The organism is Micromonospora sp. DT62 (assembly GCF_049847285.1).
In the GTDB taxonomy this organism is placed as follows: Bacteria; Actinomycetota; Actinomycetes; order Mycobacteriales; family Micromonosporaceae; genus Micromonospora; species Micromonospora reichwaldensis.
On sequence record NZ_JBNCOB010000042.1, the window covers coordinates 10,336 to 27,909 of the forward strand.

Below are 17,574 nucleotides of genomic sequence, written 5' to 3' on the forward strand. Positions count from 1 at the left end.
TGCCGGCTGAGCCACCGCTCGACCTCGGTAAGCGCGAACAGAGGACTCGCGGAGCTGCCGCCGACCGGCTGCGGGAAATCGGGAAAGCGCCGTCGCCAGTTGCTCACCGCCGCCCGCCCGACGCCAGCCAGCCGAGCGATGTCACCGGTGGCCACCGTCGCACCGTCCGACATGGTCAACCCCCCTGCCCGGATGCCTGGAGCCGGGCCAGCACCCCTCGCGTCTGCAGCTCCGCGATGTGCTCGGCGGCCCGCCGCGGCGCCGTCCCACCGCGTACCAGGAGCCCGGCCTCGATGTTGCGGTTGACCCCGGACTGGGTCAGGTTGGCGCTGGACACCAGCAGCACGCGGCGATCAGCGACGGCGATCTTCGCGTGCATCTTGGCGTGCTCCTCGGTCCTCCGCTCGGCCGGCCAGTGCCACACCTGAACGCCTGCCAGGGTGGCGAAGGCGGCGGCGGGCTCCGCACCGTTCAGCGCACCGCGAGCACCGGCCAGGGTTTCGACCACCACTGTCACGGCCACACCACGTGCGACTGCGGCCGTGAGCGCGGCCAGCAGCGGCGGGTAGGGCTTGGCGGAGTACGTCATCAGCAGCAGTTCCGCCTGGGCCTCCGCCACCAGGTCGACCAACACCTGGGCGGTGGCGCGGACCGGCACCGGGTGGGTGCTCGGTCCACTCCACACCGACTCGATCCGTACCGCTGCCGACCGCTGTGCGTGGCCGGCAGCCAGCCCGCGCAGGTAGGCCGCCGCCTCGACGCCGGGCAGGCCCGAGGTTCGCTGAGCAGCCAGTACCGCCCCGGCTGCCTCGGCGAAGCCGGGCACCGGTACGGCGTGCCGGACAGCCTGCTCCGGCGAGCCGTCCCCGAGGCGGTCGGCCAGCACCCGCAGGTGTCCCGGGCCGAGCCGGTGCACCGCGGCCTCCGCCGCCGCCTCGAACACCGGGTGCCAGGTCACGGCAGCTCGGGGAAGAGCGCCAGGTCCGGCTTGTCGATCGGTACGACGAACCGCCGGTCCAGGAACCGGTTGCCGCGCTCGCAGGTCGTCTCGGAGACGAACAGGCAGACATGGCAGGCGGCACCGTGCAGGAAGTCCGCCGGGTCCTGGGGCAGCCGCTCAGCGCAGAGCGGGTCGGAGGAGCAGTGCATGGCCTCGGCGAGCGCCCGCCGGGTCAGCCGGGTCAGTGCGTCCGGCTCGGCGAGCGACACCAGCCCGCCGAGGGTGCCCTCGGCGTCCGGCACGGCGGTGTAGATGAGGATGCCGGCGCGCTGCGGGTCGGCCTCGGTGCCGGAGTAGATCCGTTCGGAGAGACTAGCCGAGCTGTATCCGCACTCCAGGGAGATGGTGCGGATCAGCAGGTGCGACAGGGTGTGCAGAGCGATGTAGCGCTCCCCCGGCCAGAGGTGCATCGGGTCGAACGGTCCGGCGATCCGGCCGGAGTAGCGGTTCTTGCGGAACCGGGCGTACGCGTCCCGGTGTTCCTGCATGACCTCGGTGTACTCGATCCGCTGCTCCCAGGCGGCGAGCAGGTCCTCGGGCAGGCGCAGGAAGATTCCCTCTCCGCGTACCTCGCTGGCCGGCACCCAGGTCGCCGCCCCTTTCGACAGCGACGCGCGGGTGACAAGGTCCGGATCCTCCGGGTCGGGCGAGTCGAGTCGGGTGAAGCCGACCAGCGCACGGACCTCGCGCAGCCGTTCGGCCTGGATGACGTCGGCGTAGACGTTTTTCAGCTCACCGGGCACGCCGTCGGGGTTGCGGCGGAGGGTGAAGTCATCCGTGGCCGGCGGCAGTTGCCCGGCGGAGAAGATCTCCCATTCCGGCGTACGCAGGTCCGGGTAGCCCTTCTCCTCCTCGCCGCCCTTGGCGCCGGTGCGATGCCGCTCGATCGCCGCCCAGACCTCCTGGTCGCTCCACCGTTCCAGCTCACGGAACGCCGGCACGACCGTCCGCAGGTACGGCAACATGGCGACGTTGGGAACGCCCTCCAGGGCGGCCCAGTGCTGTTCCACCTTGGCCTGGAGTTCGCTGGCGCCGGTGCGCGGCACGGCCAGGGCGGAGAGGGTTTGGGCGAACCACTGGTTGGACGCGCCGACGACCAGCAGCTTCAGCTCGACACCGCCGCAGCCCTTCGGGTCGAAGTCACCCAGGTGCGGCCGACGGCCACGACAACGGGGAAGTTTGTCTGCACCCCGTGGGCCGAGGACCTCCTTCATGTTGCGGCGGGCACCGCAGGGGGCGCACTTGATCTCGACGTTGGCGCCCAGGTTGCCGCCGCGGTCATCCATCTTCAGCTTCGGATGGCTGGCGTTCGGGCACGCGCCACCCTGGTGGACGAAATGGGCGTACGGGAAGTCGTCGAGGTGGCCGGCGGTGCAGGCGAGCACGAACCGGGCGCCGACCGCCATCGGTTTGCGCCCCGACTTCTTGCGACTGCACACGGTGTGGAAGAAGCGGGCCTCGTGTGGCTTACGCGGCTTGGAGTTCTCGAAGCCGAAGACGTTCGAGTCGATCGGAGCGAGGTCGTCGCAGGCCGTGCAGCGCAACCACCCGGGAAACGGCATGATCGGCACCCCGACGCGGCCGGCCGGGCCGGTCGGCTCCCGGTCGGTGCCGTCCAGCCACGGCGCCGGACGCAGCTCCTTGACCGAACGCAACCCCAGCGCCCGCACGGCGGCGAGCAGCCGGGGCTCCACGATCTCCTCCCACTGGGGCACGACCGAGTAGTTCCAGTCTTCGAGCCCACGAACCAGAACGGAGAAGTTGGGCAGGTCGACGATCGCGCCGACACCGGTGGTGAACATCAGGTGGCTGGGGCGGACGGCACCGACCCGCCGGAAGTAGTTGGCGGCCATCAGTTGCCCTTCCCGGTTAGCGTCGATTCGCCGAGCTCATCCCCGTCGGGCAGGTCCTCATCCCGTTTGACGTCGGTCTGCGGGCCGAAGGACCACTCCGGCGTCCCGTACTGCGGGTTGAAAATCTCCCCGCCGGCAGGCAGCAGCAGGTTGATCTCGTTCTCGGTCTCCCGCATGGACATGCCGACCGTCAGGCCGGTCCACCGCCCGCCACCGGCCACGGTCAGCAGGCCATCCAGCTTCTGTTGTTTGAACGTCCCCTCCGCGTAGCCGAGCCGGGACGAGCCGGTCTTCTTCTTGTTCCACTCGTCGCGGAGCCGGTTGATTCGCTCCTGGAGGTAGTCGCGACCGCGCGTCCCGCCGATCGCCTCGGCGCGGGCCAACAGCCGGCCGATGACCCGCTGCACCTCCGGGCCGTCGAGCGGCACGTCGTGGGCGTCGGTGTTGCGGGAGAAGCTGTCCTCGCCGTTGCGCACGGCCGCGACGAGGGTCGCGGTGGTGCCCCGGTCCAGCGCCCTCCGGGTGTACGGGGTGACCGAAAGCGCCTCCACTTGACGGTAGAAGGTCGCGTGGTAGTACTCGAAGTCCTCGTAGTGGGCCAGGTCCCGCGGCCTGGTCCAGTTGTAGAGCGTGACCACCAGACCGGGCCGCGACGCGTCGCGGCCGACCCGGGAGGACGCCTGGATGTACTCGGCGGTGTTCTTCGGCTGCCCGGTGACGACCATCAGGCCGAAGCGGGATACGTCAACGCCGACCTGGAGCATCGAGGTGGCGAGCACCGCGTCGACAGGCACCCGGTTCTCGTCCTGCCGCCGGTAGAAGCTCTGGGTTACCGGGTGCAGGGACAGCTTCGGGTTCGACGCGGTCTTGGCCTTGAACGCGTCCCGCATGTCCTCCAGCACCGCCCGCCGTCGGGCGGAGGTGTCGAGTTCCGGGTCGAAGCCGTTCTCCAGCCGCTTGAGCACCTCGCTGATGTCGGCGGAGGAGACCCGGGAGGTGAGTTCCTGCACGTTGAGCATCTGGGTGCCGGCGATCCGGTCGGAGAGGCCCTTGCGCCGGCCGTGGCTGCGGACGCGGGTGGTGACCTGGTCGTCGAGGAGTCGGCGCATGCCAGCCAGTTCGCGGGTGGCGCTGAAGTAGCCGACTGTGGTCATGTACGGGTCGGCCGGCTGCCCGTACGTGTCGAAGAGGGTCTGCCCGGCGATGAGCAGGATCTCCGAGAGGCGGATCTCCGCCGACTTCATCCGGACCCCGTGCGCGCAAACGCCGAGGTAGCGGCGGCCGGGGTTTTCAACCGTGACCGGCACCTGCCGACTGAAGAACGTGTCGGTGATGTCGATGACCGGCGGCGGGAAAACGGCGAGCTGCCGGCCGAAGACGCCGAGCACCTGCTCCCGGGCCCGCTTGGTGGTCGCCGTGGAGGCCACGATCTTCGGCCCGGCCTCGCGGCCACCCGGCAGCGACCAGGTGCAGAGCTGGTCGACGGCCGCCTCGAACAGGCCGACGATGGTGCCGAGCGCACCGGAGATGAGGTGCAGCTCGTCCTGGATGATCAGGTCCGGCGGACGAAGCCGGACGACCGGCTCACTGGTGACGGCCGGCAGCTTGCCCTTCTTGTTGTGCCGGGCCCCGCAACCGGTCTTCGCGTCGAGGTCGTCGTGCCGATAGCCGTGCCGGGGGCAGCGCTCCCGGACCCGGCCGAAAAGCATTCCGGCGAAGCCCCGCCAGGGCAGCTGGGCGAGCTTGTCGACGGTGGCGATGACCAGGCTGGGAGCGTACCGGTAGATCTCCTCGTCGATGGTGAGGATCGGCAGGCCCTCGGCGGAGCGGGTCCGGGAGAACGGGCAGGCATCCGCGCCTTCGGCCTCGGGGCAGAAGACCAGGACCCGCCGCTCGTCCTCGCGGACGGTCAGGTCACGCTCGGCGCGCAGCTTCGACCCGCACCACGGGCAGCTCAACGTCTGTAGGACGTTGGTGAACTTGCCGTTGCCGACCTCGCGCGCCTCCGCGATCTGCTCGGAGGCTTCGGTGAACCAGTTCGGCGACACCCCGCCGCCGACCCAGAGCCCGATCCGGAACGGCTCCGCACCCCAGGTGCTTTCCGCCTGCCGACGCAGCACCTCGGCGGCGCAGACCAGGGCGGCGGCGCGCTGGAACTGCTGGGCGGTGAGCAGCCGCAGCGTGTAGCGCATCAGCACGGCCACACCGCCCGCCCCGCTGCGGGCGTCCGCACCGGCACCGACCACGCCCTGGAGACGGCGGATCGCGAAGGTGAAGGCGGTCAGCCCGAGGTAGGCCTCAGTCTTGCCACCACCGGTGGGGAAGAAGAGCAGGTCGACGGTGGCATCCCGGTCGGCGGCCCGCTCCGGATGCGCCGGGTCGGTGATCGACGGCAGATTCAGCAGTACGAACGCGAGCTGGAACGGGCGCCAGGAAGCGGCGGCGGCGCCGCGTGCGTCGATGGCGGCCCTGGCTGCGGCGTACGACAGGCCCTGCTCCTCGCGGAGCCGGGCAACCTCGCTGTGTCGACGCTGCAGCGCCATCGCCTCGTTGGCGAAACGGAAGGCGGCGATGGCGTCGGAGTGCTTCTCGGCCTCCGGGTCCGTGAGCAGCGCGATGCCGGCGCGGATCCGCTCGGCGGCGCGGCGCGCGTTGAAGACGGCAGTCACGGCGGCCGGGCGGAGCGGCTCCGGCAGGCCAGGAAGCTTGGCCTCCTCGTCGTCGAGCCAGTCCTCGTACCCGTCGGCCAATGGCGCGAGCCGGGTGCGGAGCCGGTCGATGTCGACGCTGGCGAGGACGTCCATGGACAGTTCCACGCCGGCCAGGCCGCTGTCCGCGCCGACCTGGGCGACGGTCGCCGGCACGTTGTGCGTGGGTAGCCAGGTGGTGGCGAGCTGGTACGCGCACCGCTCGTCCTCGCGAACGGACGGGTGGACGGCGACGTTGCGGCCAGAGGCGTAGCGGCGCTGCGACCGGTAGAGCAGCCGCAGGTGCGTCTCCTCCAGGTCGTCACCGACGCCCTGCACCCCGTCCAGCGGGTCGTCGATCGGCAGGAAGACGGCGGCGTCGCCGTCCAGTGCGGTCACCGTGAGAGCGGCCTGGAACAGCCAGGCCGTGTCGCCGTTACTGGTCGCCTCCTGCTGAGTGTTGATCAGGGCGAGCTGCACCACGCGGCGGCCGTCGCGCGGCCGGACCTCGACGGCCAGGTGCACACCCGGCTCGTCCTCGTCCGACACCGTCAGCGGCATCCGGTAGGACGACTCGCTGTCGAGACGAACCTCCTTGCGGTACGACACCGGCTCGCGGTACCAGACCCGGCGCTTCTTGCCCTTCTCGTCCTCGGACTCGCGCAGGTCGTAGCGGCCCCAGGCTGCGGTCACGGTCAGCACGTCGACGTCGCCGGGCACGGCGAACGACAGTCCCATGGACGATGCCCACATTTTGCCCAGGTTCTGCGGCGTGACGACCTCCGGCAGCTCGGCCTCCGCGCCGTCACCCTGGACGGCGGCGTCCACGTCCGCCACCTCGGCCGCCTCGCGGCGGTCGGACCTCGGGCGCTGCTTCGGGCCGAGCATGCCGACGAGGTACCGCTCGCGCGGACCCATCGCACCAGGGCGGAACTCCTCGCGCTCGCCGTCCCACGGTCCGAGCAGGTCCCGCCCGATCAGCTCTTCAAGCTCGTCCCGCACCTGATAGGAGGCCGCCTCGGGGAACGTCTGCGGTACGTCAAGCGGCGGGATGAGCGCCGGCTGGTCCGCCGCGTCCTTGCCAGGCATGGAGAAGACCTGCTGCTCGCCTCGCGGATGCGGGAAGAGACCACCCTGCATGTCGACCATCAGAACAACGTCCCTTCGGCGGCTTTTACCTTCCGGCCGGCCTTCTTGTCGTGTAGGCCCTTTGCCAGTTCCTCGGCGTAGCGCTGGTGGTTCAGCTGCAGCAGTCGGTCGAGGATCTCGCGCCTTGCGGCCGAGCCGATGGTGTAGCGGGTGTAGGGACCAACCTCATGGAAGCCATGGTCAAGCCCTTGCGACAGCAGGTCGTCCCAGCCATAGGCGCGGCAGACCGACTCATCGATCGCTACATGGATGCGCCGCAACTCTGCAATCTCACCTTCTCGGCACCCTGCGTCAAACACCAAGTTGTAAGTCGCCGTCAGTCCGGTTTGCCGGCGCAACATCACCTCGCGCCGATACGTTTCCAGCCGGTCCCCCAACTCCTGCATGGCGGACGTCAGCTGCGGCAGCGGTAATGTTTCGAACACATCCGAAGGCGTGTACCGGAGGTCTGCCTTCAGCGAGGAGGCGCGAGTAACCGTCCACCAGTAGTGGTGTGCGCTGGAAAGCATCGCTAGCATAGCGGGTTCTTTGGGCTCATCGACGACGAGAACAATCAAACCTTCACTAAACACCTGGTCGGCTAAAACACGTACAGGCATTGCAATCTTACTCAGGCGTGTGATGACTAGCGCTCGCTCACGCCCCCTCAGCGCCGCCCGCATGCCGGGCCGCCCGTTCCAAAACTTCCACCACTCATAGACCATCCGCGGATACTTCTGGGCATCCTTGCTTAACCTAAACGGACGTACCCTTTCCTTGATCAGGCGATAGGCCGAAAGGAACCGTTGGGCCTGCGCTTCTTCCATCTCATCGAAGTCCACAATGTAGCGAGACGCGAGGGCATCTGGACTGTCCGCAACGTCAGAGCCACCAAGGAATCGGCGAATGACGGGCGAGCTTTCACTACTGAGGTACTCGGCGGCCTCGCTTTGCGAAAGGATGAAGCCCTCTCCCATATGGCTGACACCATTGAAAGCGATACCGGAATTCGACTTCAGCTGAAACGGCCGGTGGAACGTCGTTGCAGGTTTGAGCGACCAGTCAATAGCCTTGACCTCAGTGATGCCGAAGTACCTAAGACCGCACACCTCTTTCTCGCCCATCCGAACGGCAGCGTAATCGAGCACCGTCAGGCTCGCGCCCTTTGATGGCCATGGGTAGTCGGGGCTCGCCCGAAATACGGTCAGTCCTTCACCAACGTCATAAAAAGCAACCTTTCCCGTGGCGCCTTGAGCCAGCGAGTTCGTGGCAACAAAACCATTCACCCCTCCAGGCCGCAGTAGCGCAATCGCACGACGAACAAAGAAGGCAATAAGGTCCGTGTTGGTGCCGCGTCGCCCCCCGGCTACATAATTGACGAGATACTCTCGATAAGCCTCCCCAAAGGCCGGAGAAAGCTTCACTCCACCTAGGAACGGGGGATTTCCCACCACAGCATCGAATCCGCCCGACTGAAATACCTCAGCAAAGACCAGGGGCCAATGTAAAGGATTACGCCCAAAAGAGCCCGGGACCTGGTCGCTGGAGAGCCATTCTCTAACCCGTTTCAAGGCGGCCTGCTGGCCCACTACTGACGGCGAGTCATTGGCGATTTTGGCGGCCTCGATGGAGCCCGCATCAAGTCCTCGTTCGCCTTTGCGCCCGTAGGCGAGGGCGGCGCCAACCGTCAGATCGGCGAACAGGCCGAGCTGCGCTGACTTCGACTGGGCCCTACTAAGCAGTTCACGCTTTTTGGCAAGCGCCAACATCGGATCTTTACCGAGAACTACGTCTCCGATTCTCCGGCGTTCCTCGGCCACCTCAGCCACCAACGATCGGATGCTTGACGTCCAGTCAAAGAGACCGTCCTCGTGGAGCTTCCGACCCTTCTTCGGGTCCATATGCATGGTCTGAAGCTGATCAAGCGACGAAATACCGAGCAGGGAGTCACCGGCGACCAGGCGGTCGTCGAGGAAGGTGAAGGGGCGCTGCGGGTCCATGGAGATAAGCCAGAGCGACAGCTTCGCCATCTCCACCGCCATCGGATTGATGTCCACGCCATAGAGGCAGTGCTCGATGATCTGACGCCGCGCTTCGACCACAAGCGGATCCTCGTCGGCGTCCACCGGACGATCCGAGGCGCCGCTCTGGTAAACAAGTGCCCGATCGTCGCCCTCACGGGACCATGCCTCGATGAGGTGAACGGCGAGGTAGCGAGCAGCAGCCACGAGGAACGCCGCCGAGCCCATGGCGATGTCGGCGACCTTGAGGGTGAGGATCTGCTTGCTGGATTTTGGCTGCCACTGTGACTTGTCGCCGGTTTGCAGCGGTCCCGGCTCATAGACCAGCGGCTCCAGCGCGCCCTCGACCACCTTCTCTGCAAGTGAGCGCGGCGTGTAGTGGGTACCGGTGTTGCGGCGTAGTGCCGACTCGGTGACGAAAAGCGCGCCGGGCAGGATCACCACAGGCAGACCCCGCAGATCTTCACGGATGACCCCGACGAAGGGCAGCAGCCGCTCGGAGAGCGGGTAATCGCCGCCGGTCACGGCGAGCAGCTTCTTGCGGGCCTCCTCGCGCTCCACCCCGTCGAGTGGTGCCAGCCGCTTGGTCAGCGCCGCGACCGACCCGATCTTCGAGTCCTTGTACTTCTCGGCGAGCACCTTGGCCAGGGCGGGTACGTCGAGCGCCAGCTCGCCCAGAGCCTCCAGGTCGGCGAGCGCGACCTCCTCCTCCAGCCCATCCTTGCCGATCAGGCCGACCGTCACGTCCTCGGCGCGGAAGCCCTCGAAGGAGAGCAGGCCCTCGTAGACGTACCCGATCTGTTCCACGTCAAGGGCGCGGAAGCTGAGCGTGCGGCGCTCCCGGGACCGGCCGGTGCCGATCTCGACGTACTGCACGGCCCGAAGCATGTGCAGGACGGTCCGGTCGTCGATGGTCAGCGGCAGCCACGGGGTGGCTTCCGGGTCGAAGAGCGACCCGTCGTGGCCGTGCATGGTCAGCCGCGGGTGGTCGACGCCGCGGTAGACGGCGTTGAAGAGGGCGAGCAGCCGGTGCCAGGCGGCGGAGCTGTGCTCCAGGTCCTCCTCGCTGCCCTCGATGACCCGCTGCTCCAGCTCGGCGCAGAGCCGCCCCGCCGAGTACGCCTTCACATACAGCTCGTTGTCGGCGGGGAGCAGCTTGCGCTCCTCGGCGAAGAGCAGGAAGACGATCCGCATCATCACCGAGACCGCGCCCCGGTACACGTCGTGCGCGTCGACGTCCTGCAGACCGCGCCCGCCGAGTTCGCGGTCCCGCACGTCGGTGCGGCCCATGGCGGCCACCAGCAGTTCGACGGCCTGGCGGACCTGGACGCCAAGCGCCTCGGTGATCTCCTCCTGGCTGCCGAGGCTGGCCCGCAGCAGCGGCACCAGCCGCTCGGCATCGGGGACGCCGAAGAACCGGTGCCGGGACAGCAGCGAGACGAACGCACGGACCACGTCGCGCTCGGCCGCCTCGGGCCACGCCACGGCGTCAAAGACGGCCGTGGTGGTGACGCCGCCGCGCGGTGCCCAGACCAGCGTCCACCAGCGACCATTGGTGACCAGACCCAGCTCGATGTTGTGGTGCCGGCACAGGTGGGCGAGCCGGTCGACCGGAGTCGCCGCCCACGCCGAATCACGAATCCGGGCGGTCGGCTGACTCCCGGCCGGGCAGATCAACCCCAGCATCCGTACGCTGTCGGGCTTGATCTCCTCGCCCGGCTCCACAAGCGCGAACGATGGGCTCAGCTCGGTGTCGTGCTCGGCGACGGTGTGCGCGAGCGTGTCGAGTCCGTCGGTGTGCAGGGCGTCGCCCCAGCCGAGCAGCTCGCCCAGCACGTAGCCGATCCAGGGCTGCTGACCCGCGGCGGTGTCGGTCTGCCAGGTGGCGTGCTCCTGGCGCAGCCGCTCGCGGGTCTTCTGGCCGAGGGCGTCCAGGGTCGGCCAGGTGGCGCGGAGCACCGGCAGGCTGAGGAACGGGCCGCTGACCTCGACCAGGCTCAGCCAGTTGCGGTGCTGCTCGGCGCCGTCGGGCGCGGCGGGACGTCGGAAGGTGCGGCTCATCGGATGGCCTCCCGCTTCGGTACGACGAAGACCACGGCCACCGGGAACCGGTGCGGCTTCGGGTCTCGGTAGCGGGCCGCGACGGCCGCGAGTTCGCGGTCGCGCTCGACTTCCAGGGCCGACAAGCGTTCCTCCCAGGATTGACGGTCCTTGCGGTACTGCGCGAGTTCTTCCTTGCTCTTCGCGGCGACGGCGACGCTGAACAGCGCGTCCTCGGCGTCGTCGTCGGCGAGCGCACCGCGCAGGGTGGCGGCGAACTGGTCGAGGTTGTCGACGATGCGCTGCTGCTCAGCTGCCTGCCGCTGGTCGAGCTTGCGCTTTAGAGACTCGTGGCGGGTGGCGGCGCGCCAGTCGATGGCGGCGAGCAGGCCGTCCGCGACGCGGGGCCAACGCTCGGCGAGCCGGGCCTCAACCAGGCCAGAGGCCGCGCTGCCGGTGGTGAGCGCCCGGTCGAGGACGCCGCCGAGGGTGCCGAGGTTCTCTAACCGGCGGAACCGGCCGTGCACGGGTGCCCAGCCGCCGGCGTAGAGGACCTCCTCGTGCAGCCGCACGCCGTCGGCACCGACCAGCACGAACCGGGAGTACGCCCCGACCAGCACATCCTCCAGCGCCGGGTCGTCGGAGACCACGGCGGTGACCCGGTGCAGCCCGATGTCGGGATTGGAGACGGCGGCGCGCAGCAGCCGGGTCGACATGGCCACGAGGGGGTGGTTCAGGTGGGCGAGCACGATCTCGTCCTGCCCCTTCGCCACCGCCGGCTCGAAGGTGACCGGCAGTTGTCGGGGTGGCTCGTCGTCGCGCTGCAGTTTCGCGGTGAGCCCGGCGGCGGCCCGCTGCCACGATCCGGTCAGCGGCGGGACGGTGTAGAGGCCGTCGACCAGATGCCGGTCGTCGATGTGCCGCTTCAGCGGCTGCTGACGGGCCAGTTCGAGGGCCGTGTCGACGACCCGCTTGACGGCCGGCGGCGTGATGCCCAGTTCCTCGACGGTCTTGTCCAACTCCGCCCGGAGCCGGACGACCTGCTCACGCAGGTTGGCCTCGGTGGGCAGGCTGCGGGTGCTCTTGGCCTTGCCCGCCTTGTCGATGTCCACGTTGACCTGCTCGCCCAGCATCCGGCGCTGCACGGCCTCGGCGAGCACAGCGTTGACCGAGCCGAGGTCGGCCTCCATCCGGGCCACCTTCGTGGCGACCCGGGACAGGAACTCCAGGTCCGCCTCGTACGAGTCGACGGCCTTACCGAACCCGCTGCCCACGAAGTGCTTGATCTCGGGGGCGGTGGTCTGGCCGTACCGGTCGACCCGGCCGATCCGCTGCTCCAGCTTGTTCGGGTTGAACGGGATGTCGTAGTTGACCAGCCGGTGGCAGTACTTCTGCAGGTCGATGCCCTCGCTGGCGGCGTCGGTGGCGAGCAGGATGCGCACCGGCTGCTTGGTCGGGTCGGCCTGGAAAGCCAGCCGGAGCTGCTCCCGCTCCTCAGCGGGCGTACCGCCGTGCAGCAGCACGAGCCCCTGCCCGGCCAGGCCCTCCTGGCGGAGCAGCTCGGCCAACCAGATCTGGGTGTCGCGGTACTCCGTGAAGACCACGACGCGCTCGTTGGTCCAGTGCCGGCCATCCGGCTTGCAGACCGCGCTCAGGTAGGTGATCAGCTCGCGGGCCTTGGCGTCCGGCAGCGCCTCCTTGGCCTCGGCCCACTCATACATCTTCTCCAGCAGGGCCATCTCGTCGGCGGTGGCGTCGGGCTGCATGGCCCGGGTCCGGCCGAGCGCGTCGTCCTCGGCCTCGGCGAGCTGGTCGTCGGCGAGGGTGGCGACGTCGTCGAAGAAGTCCTCCATCCACTCCGGCACGTCGTCGTCGGCCGCTAGGACGGCGGGCGCCTTGCGGCTGCGCAGGGTCTCCAGGTAGACGCCGACGGTGTGCGCGAATGCGGCGGGGCTGGAGAAGAGCCGCTTCTTGAGCAGCAGCGTCACCAGATCGGTGGCCTTGCGGCCCCGCTGGGAGTGCAGCCGCTTGCGCCGCAGCTCGGCGAACTCGGTGAGCAGGGCGTGAATCTGCCGCTCGCTCTCCGGGTAGGTGACCGGAATGGCGGTGGCGACCCGCTCCACGAAGCGTGGCTTTCCGTCGGCGTCCATGACGTCGCGCTTGAGCCGCCGGACGACCGTGTCCCGCACTGCGGACTGGTCCGGGTCGACACCCCGGGCGAACCGCTGGTTGTCGAGGATCTCCAACAGTGCGGTGAACGACGCCTGGTAGCCGTTGTGCGGGGTGGCCGAGAGGAACAGCCGGTGGGTGAAGTGCGGCGCCAGCCGGCGGATCAGCTTGGTCTGCTGCGAGTCGACCGCGTAGACCTGCTTCGGAGCGGCCGGGGCGACGTGGTGCGCCTCGTCGAGGATCAGCAGGTCGAAGGTGCGCGGGTAGGTGGGGCCGTCAGCGGGCAGCACCTCGTCGAGCAGGCGCTGCGCCTTCTGCCCCCGCAGCCACGGCAGGCTGATGATGCTCAGCGGATAGACCTCGAACGGGTTCGCCGCCGAGCCGTGGGTCCGGCGGACCGTGGCGCAGCGTTCGGCGTCGATGATGGTGAAGTCGAGGCCGAACTTCTCCGCCATCTCGTCGCGCCACTTGAGGGTCAGACCCGCCGGGCAGACGATCATGATGCGCCGGGCCCGCTGGCGCAGCAGCAGCTCCTGGGCGACCAGGCCGGCCTCGATGGTCTTACCCAGGCCGACGTCGTCGGCGAGCAGCAGGTTGACCCGGGGGGCGTCGACCGCGCGGGCCACCGGCTCCAACTGATAGTCCTCGATCGCGACACCGGAGCGGAACGGGGACTGCAACGTCTTCACGTCGGCCGAGGTGACCGCCGACCAACGGACCGCGTCGAGGAAGGCGGCCAGCCGCTGCGGCGAGTCGAACTTGCCTTCGGTGACGTCGGGCAGCGAGCCGCTGGGCAGCACCTGCCGGCCCGGTTCGACCTCCCAGATCACGTCGAGGGTGTGGCCGTAGCGGCCGTCCTCGACGCTCTGCAGGTTGACGAGCGTGCTGTGCTCGCCCTCGTGCAGGTCGCTGACCACCCACCGCTGGCCGCGTACCGCGACCAGGTCGCCGATCGCCGGCTTTGCCGTCGTCACGCTCGGCATCGTTCCCCCATTGTTGTTTTCCCCACTCGAATCCGACCCGCACCGTACGCCCGCGCTGACGGGGCCGGAGCCCGCCGAATGGCTTGTTTGTTCACTTCACAACCCGGCGGCGAATAGGAAGGAAATCACTCCGCTGCCGTCCCGTCAATCGGACTCGTCAGTCAGTTACGCGACACTGTTGCGCCGGGGTCTGCCTGCCTCGGAAGAGCAGCAGCTCCACCAGTTCCGGCGTCCATCGTTCAGCCGACCCCGACAACTGACCTGCCGCCCGGCATATGAAGGCCAGGTAGATCTGATAGCGCAGGGACGACCAGCGCGGTCCTCGCCAGAGCCACCGGGCGGCGGGGCCGTTCACCGCGTACGGCTGGTCGGCTCGTCGTTTCCAACCGTCACGCATCTGTCCTGCCAACCGAGCGTCGAGGATCAGTGCGCCGCTCCGTGCGTTGTCGGCCCTGCTCGCGAAGTAGAGGAACTTCGTGAAGAAGGCGGGGCCGAACCCGCGGACGGGTGCGCCCCTCACCAGCAACTCGTAGGAGGCACGGGTGCCTTGCTGTTCGAGAGCATCGACGGCAGCAGGCAGCCGATTCGCTATCTCAGTCATTGGAAGTCCCGGGAAGGACCCTCTGCCGTTCAGGATCCAGGAGAGCCGGGCCGGGCCGAACCCGCGCATGCCCCAACCCCAGGCAAAGGTGGTGACGAGAAGCGGCAGCCAGGCTCCGCTTCCGCGGCACTCTCGCGCCACGTCCGTCACCGCGCGTCGAGTCAGCGACAGGCGCGCCTGACCGTCGGTCTCGAAGGGTAGGCACTCGGCGAACCTGGCCCAGCGTGCCGGCACGACGTCGATCGTGTGCCTGTCGACCAGTTCCTCAGCGCTGAGTGGCCCACCCCCACACCGGGCCTCCCACTCGCGGCGCTGCCGCCTGAGCCAGTCCTGCTCCTCGGCGGTGAGGCCACACTCCACCACGCCCCTGTCGTAGTCCGACGCGTCGCCGGGAAGCACGTTCCGGTAGTCGCAGGGCTGGCTCTCCGCCCGGTCGTTCGGATTCGCGCTCACTTCCCACCGCCCCTTGGCCGAAGGGTGCCGGCGGCCAGTCCGTCTGCGGTGAGCCGCACCAACTCGGCACTGAGTGATCGCACCTCCGCGACGGCCGATTCGAACTTGACGAGCCGTTGGAAGACCTCTCCAAGCGCTCTCTGTTCCTCCAGTGGCAGCCGCCGGATCTGGGCGCGCCGAATGTCGATTCGGGTACCCGACAGGCTCGTCGTCTGCTTGTCGTTGACTGAGCTGTGCAACTGCCCGGCCAGAAACCACGGGTCCAGCGCGGCCGGATGGGGACGCAAGAGGTAGAGGTTGCTGCCGAGCAGCATCCCCTCGGACATGATCACCCGCGCGATCAGGTGAGGTGTCGCCGCCGGCACCACCACGTCCCCGACCAGCAGCGGAACGCAATCCAGCAACGTACCGTCAGCACGGCCGGACGCCTCGGTACCGACGATCACGTCTTGGCCGGTGAGAACAGGTGCGTCGTCGTTCGGCACAGCAGCCGCGTCGTTCTGACTCATGCTCGACGACGGGCGAATCGGGCCGATCACTTGCAGGGCACCTGTGCGGGCCAACTCGGCGATCGAGAGCGGCGGTTGCGCGGACGCGTCGTCCGGTGCCGACTCAACCCGTGGCATCAACGCTGGCAGATCTCCGACGACAGCCGTGAGGCGCTTCATCATGTGTACCAGTTGCTTGCCGGCTGACTCAGTCTTGGCGGCGAGTTGCCGGCGGGCTGGAGTCAGGTCGACGTCCTCGTCGAAGAACTCGATCAGCGGAACCGTACGTGCGAAGCCAGCTTCCTCCACCTCGGCCGCCGGAGCCTCGGAAAATGCCCGCCACGTGTCCAGGATGCGCGGGAAGACCATGGCCGGCTCCGCATCGGCCGCGTCGATCAACAGCGCGTGTGTCGGTGCCTGAGTGTCCGTCGCGACGCGGCGCAACACCCACAGGTGCAGGGATACGCCGTGCGGCGCGGCCGCCCCCGACGGAAGGGCGATCACCGCGCGAAGGTGCCCCTGACGCAGCAACTCCTGGCGGATCCGCTTGCCGGCGCGCCGGCTCGCCACCGTGGGCGGCATCAGTAGGACGGCATGCCCGCCCACCCGGAGGCGGGCTAAAGCGTGCTGAACCCAGGCCAGTTCAGGTTCGGTGCGTGGTGTCGTGCCCACGATCCAGCGCGGGTCGTGACCGAGTTCCGCGTCGCCCCAGTTGGTGGCGCCGAACGGTGGGTGGCAGACGACCGCGTCGACGGTGCGGCCGGCGAACGCGTCGGCGCGCAGCGAGTCCCCCGGGCACACCTCGCCGGGTACCTCGCGTAGGGCGAGTGACAGCCCGGCGAGCCGGGCGAGGTCGGGATCGAGTTCCTGCCCGTACGCCGAGGTGCAGCCGGCGCGGGCGGCGGCCCGCAGGATGGCACCGGTGCCGGCGGCCGGGTCGAGGACGGTGCCGCCGCCGACGCCGGCGAGGCCGACCATCAGGTCGGCCAGCACGTCGGGGGTGGCGAAGGGGCGGCCGGGGCCGGGTGCGGAGAACCGTCGCCACAACTCGTCGAAGGCGGCCTGGGGGCCGAGTTCGTCGGCGAGGGCGTCGACGTCGGGCAGCAGGGCGGCGAGGTGGGCGTCGGCGGGTCCGGGCGCCGGGCGGTCGCCGCGGTGGCGGGCCAACAGCAGGGCGCCGACGGCGGCGAGCGCGGCGGCGGGGGTCTCCTTCGGGGCGGCGAGGTGCTGCCAGAGCCGGTCGGCGCGGGACAGCTGCGGAAGCTTGCCCTGGCCGCGTAGCCACTGCTCGACCTCGATGAGGTCGAACTCCGGGCTGGCCGTGGTGCCGCCCACCGGGGCCGGGAAGTCGGGGTGCCGCTTGCGCCAGTTGCTGACCGCGGCGCGTCCGACCCCGGCGAGCCGAGCGATCTCTGCGGCGGTCACGGTCGGTGTCTTCACGTACGAAGTCTCGCACACCTGTCAAGGTTCACATTGTCTGTTGACAGAGTTGTCGGACGCTGCTCTTATTGACCCCGCCACATTCACAGTTGGAGGAGAACGATGCGCAAGACCACGACCTTCGCCCTGCTCGCCACCGCCGTCGTCGCGCTGGGCTGCGGCGCTGGTACCACCGACACCGACACCGCGAGCAGCTCGGGCAGCGACAGTGCCGCCAAGGGCGAGGAGAAGGCGGCGAAGACCGCGAAGATCGGCCAGCCGGCCCGCGACGGGAAATTCGAGTTCACGGTGAAGTCGTCGAAGTGCGGCGTCACCAAGGTCGGCACTTCGATGCTCGGCGAGAAGGCCCAGGGCCAGTTCTGTCTGATCACGATCAACGTCAAGAACATCGGCAAGGAGTCGCAGATGTTCGACGGCAGCAGCCAGAAGGCGTACGCGGCCGACGGCACCGAGTACTCCGCCGACACCGGCGCCGCCATCTACGCCAACCAGAACGCCGAGACGTTCCTCAATGACATCAACCCCGGCAACCAGGTGACCGGCGTGGTCGTCTTCGACATCCCGAAGAAGGTCAAGCTCACCAAGCTGGAGCTGCACGACTCGCCGTTCTCCGGCGGCGTCACCGTCGCCCTGAGCTGACTGTGAGGCTGGCCGGGTCGGTCCGTACGTGATGGGCTGATGGCTGGCGGCAGTGGATGTGACCCTTGCTCT

8 protein-coding genes are annotated in these 17,574 nt (G+C 68.8%); 1 reads left to right on the plus strand and 7 read right to left on the minus strand.

Annotation, left to right across the window (positions count from 1 at the left end; translation table 11 throughout):
• Positions 1 to 175: 175 nt before the first annotated feature.
• From drmC to ACPXCB_RS30715, 7 genes are all read right to left on the minus strand, one after another.
• Positions 176 to 958 carry a DISARM system phospholipase D-like protein DrmC gene (gene drmC / locus ACPXCB_RS30685; protein ID WP_425879521.1) on the minus strand — a complete coding sequence of 261 codons (783 nt, stop codon included), beginning with the start codon at positions 956 to 958 and terminating at the stop codon, positions 176 to 178.
• Entirely contained in the window at positions 955 to 2,853 is a 1,899-nt protein-coding gene (gene drmB / locus ACPXCB_RS30690) for a DrmB family protein (protein WP_425879523.1), read from the minus strand. Before drmB ends, drmC begins: the two co-directional genes overlap by 4 nt.
• Positions 2,853 to 6,689: a DISARM system helicase DrmA gene (gene drmA, locus ACPXCB_RS30695; RefSeq protein WP_425879524.1), complete on the minus strand. Its 3,837-nt coding sequence runs from the start codon at positions 6,687 to 6,689 to the stop codon at positions 2,853 to 2,855. The genes drmB and drmA overlap by 1 nt, the downstream gene beginning before the upstream one ends.
• Entirely contained in the window at positions 6,689 to 10,750 is a 4,062-nt protein-coding gene (locus ACPXCB_RS30700) for an Eco57I restriction-modification methylase domain-containing protein (RefSeq protein ID WP_425879526.1), read from the minus strand. The genes drmA and ACPXCB_RS30700 overlap by 1 nt, the downstream gene beginning before the upstream one ends.
• Positions 10,747 to 13,872 carry a DISARM system SNF2-like helicase DrmD gene (drmD, locus tag ACPXCB_RS30705; RefSeq protein ID WP_425879528.1) on the minus strand — a complete coding sequence of 1,042 codons (3,126 nt, stop codon included), beginning with the start codon at positions 13,870 to 13,872 and terminating at the stop codon, positions 10,747 to 10,749. Before drmD ends, ACPXCB_RS30700 begins: the two co-directional genes overlap by 4 nt.
• 166 nt (positions 13,873 to 14,038) lie before the next feature.
• A complete protein-coding gene (locus tag ACPXCB_RS30710; protein WP_425879530.1) occupies positions 14,039 to 14,935 on the minus strand; it encodes a hypothetical protein in 897 nt (298 codons plus the stop codon).
• Positions 14,932 to 16,758: an N-6 DNA methylase gene (locus ACPXCB_RS30715; protein ID WP_425879531.1), complete on the minus strand. Its 1,827-nt coding sequence runs from the start codon at positions 16,756 to 16,758 to the stop codon at positions 14,932 to 14,934. Before ACPXCB_RS30715 ends, ACPXCB_RS30710 begins: the two co-directional genes overlap by 4 nt.
• A gap of 207 nt (positions 16,759 to 16,965) precedes the next feature.
• Here ACPXCB_RS30715 and ACPXCB_RS30720 point away from each other — a divergent pair, with 207 nt between their 5' ends.
• The gene (locus ACPXCB_RS30720) at positions 16,966 to 17,502 is read left to right on the plus strand and encodes a DUF4352 domain-containing protein (RefSeq protein WP_425879533.1); all 537 of its coding nucleotides are present in this window, start codon (positions 16,966 to 16,968) and stop codon (positions 17,500 to 17,502) included.
• Positions 17,503 to 17,574 lie beyond the last annotated feature (72 nt).

Coding starts and splice junctions, on each gene's coding strand:
- ACPXCB_RS30700 (WP_425879526.1), bottom strand. CDS start 10,750: ATGAGCCGCACCTTCCGACGTCCCGCCGCGCCCGACGGCGCCGAGCAG.
- ACPXCB_RS30720 (WP_425879533.1), top strand. CDS start 16,966: ATGCGCAAGACCACGACCTTCGCCCTGCTCGCCACCGCCGTCGTCGCG.
- drmA (WP_425879524.1), bottom strand. CDS start 6,689: ATGGTCGACATGCAGGGTGGTCTCTTCCCGCATCCGCGAGGCGAGCAG.
- drmB (WP_425879523.1), bottom strand. CDS start 2,853: ATGGCCGCCAACTACTTCCGGCGGGTCGGTGCCGTCCGCCCCAGCCAC.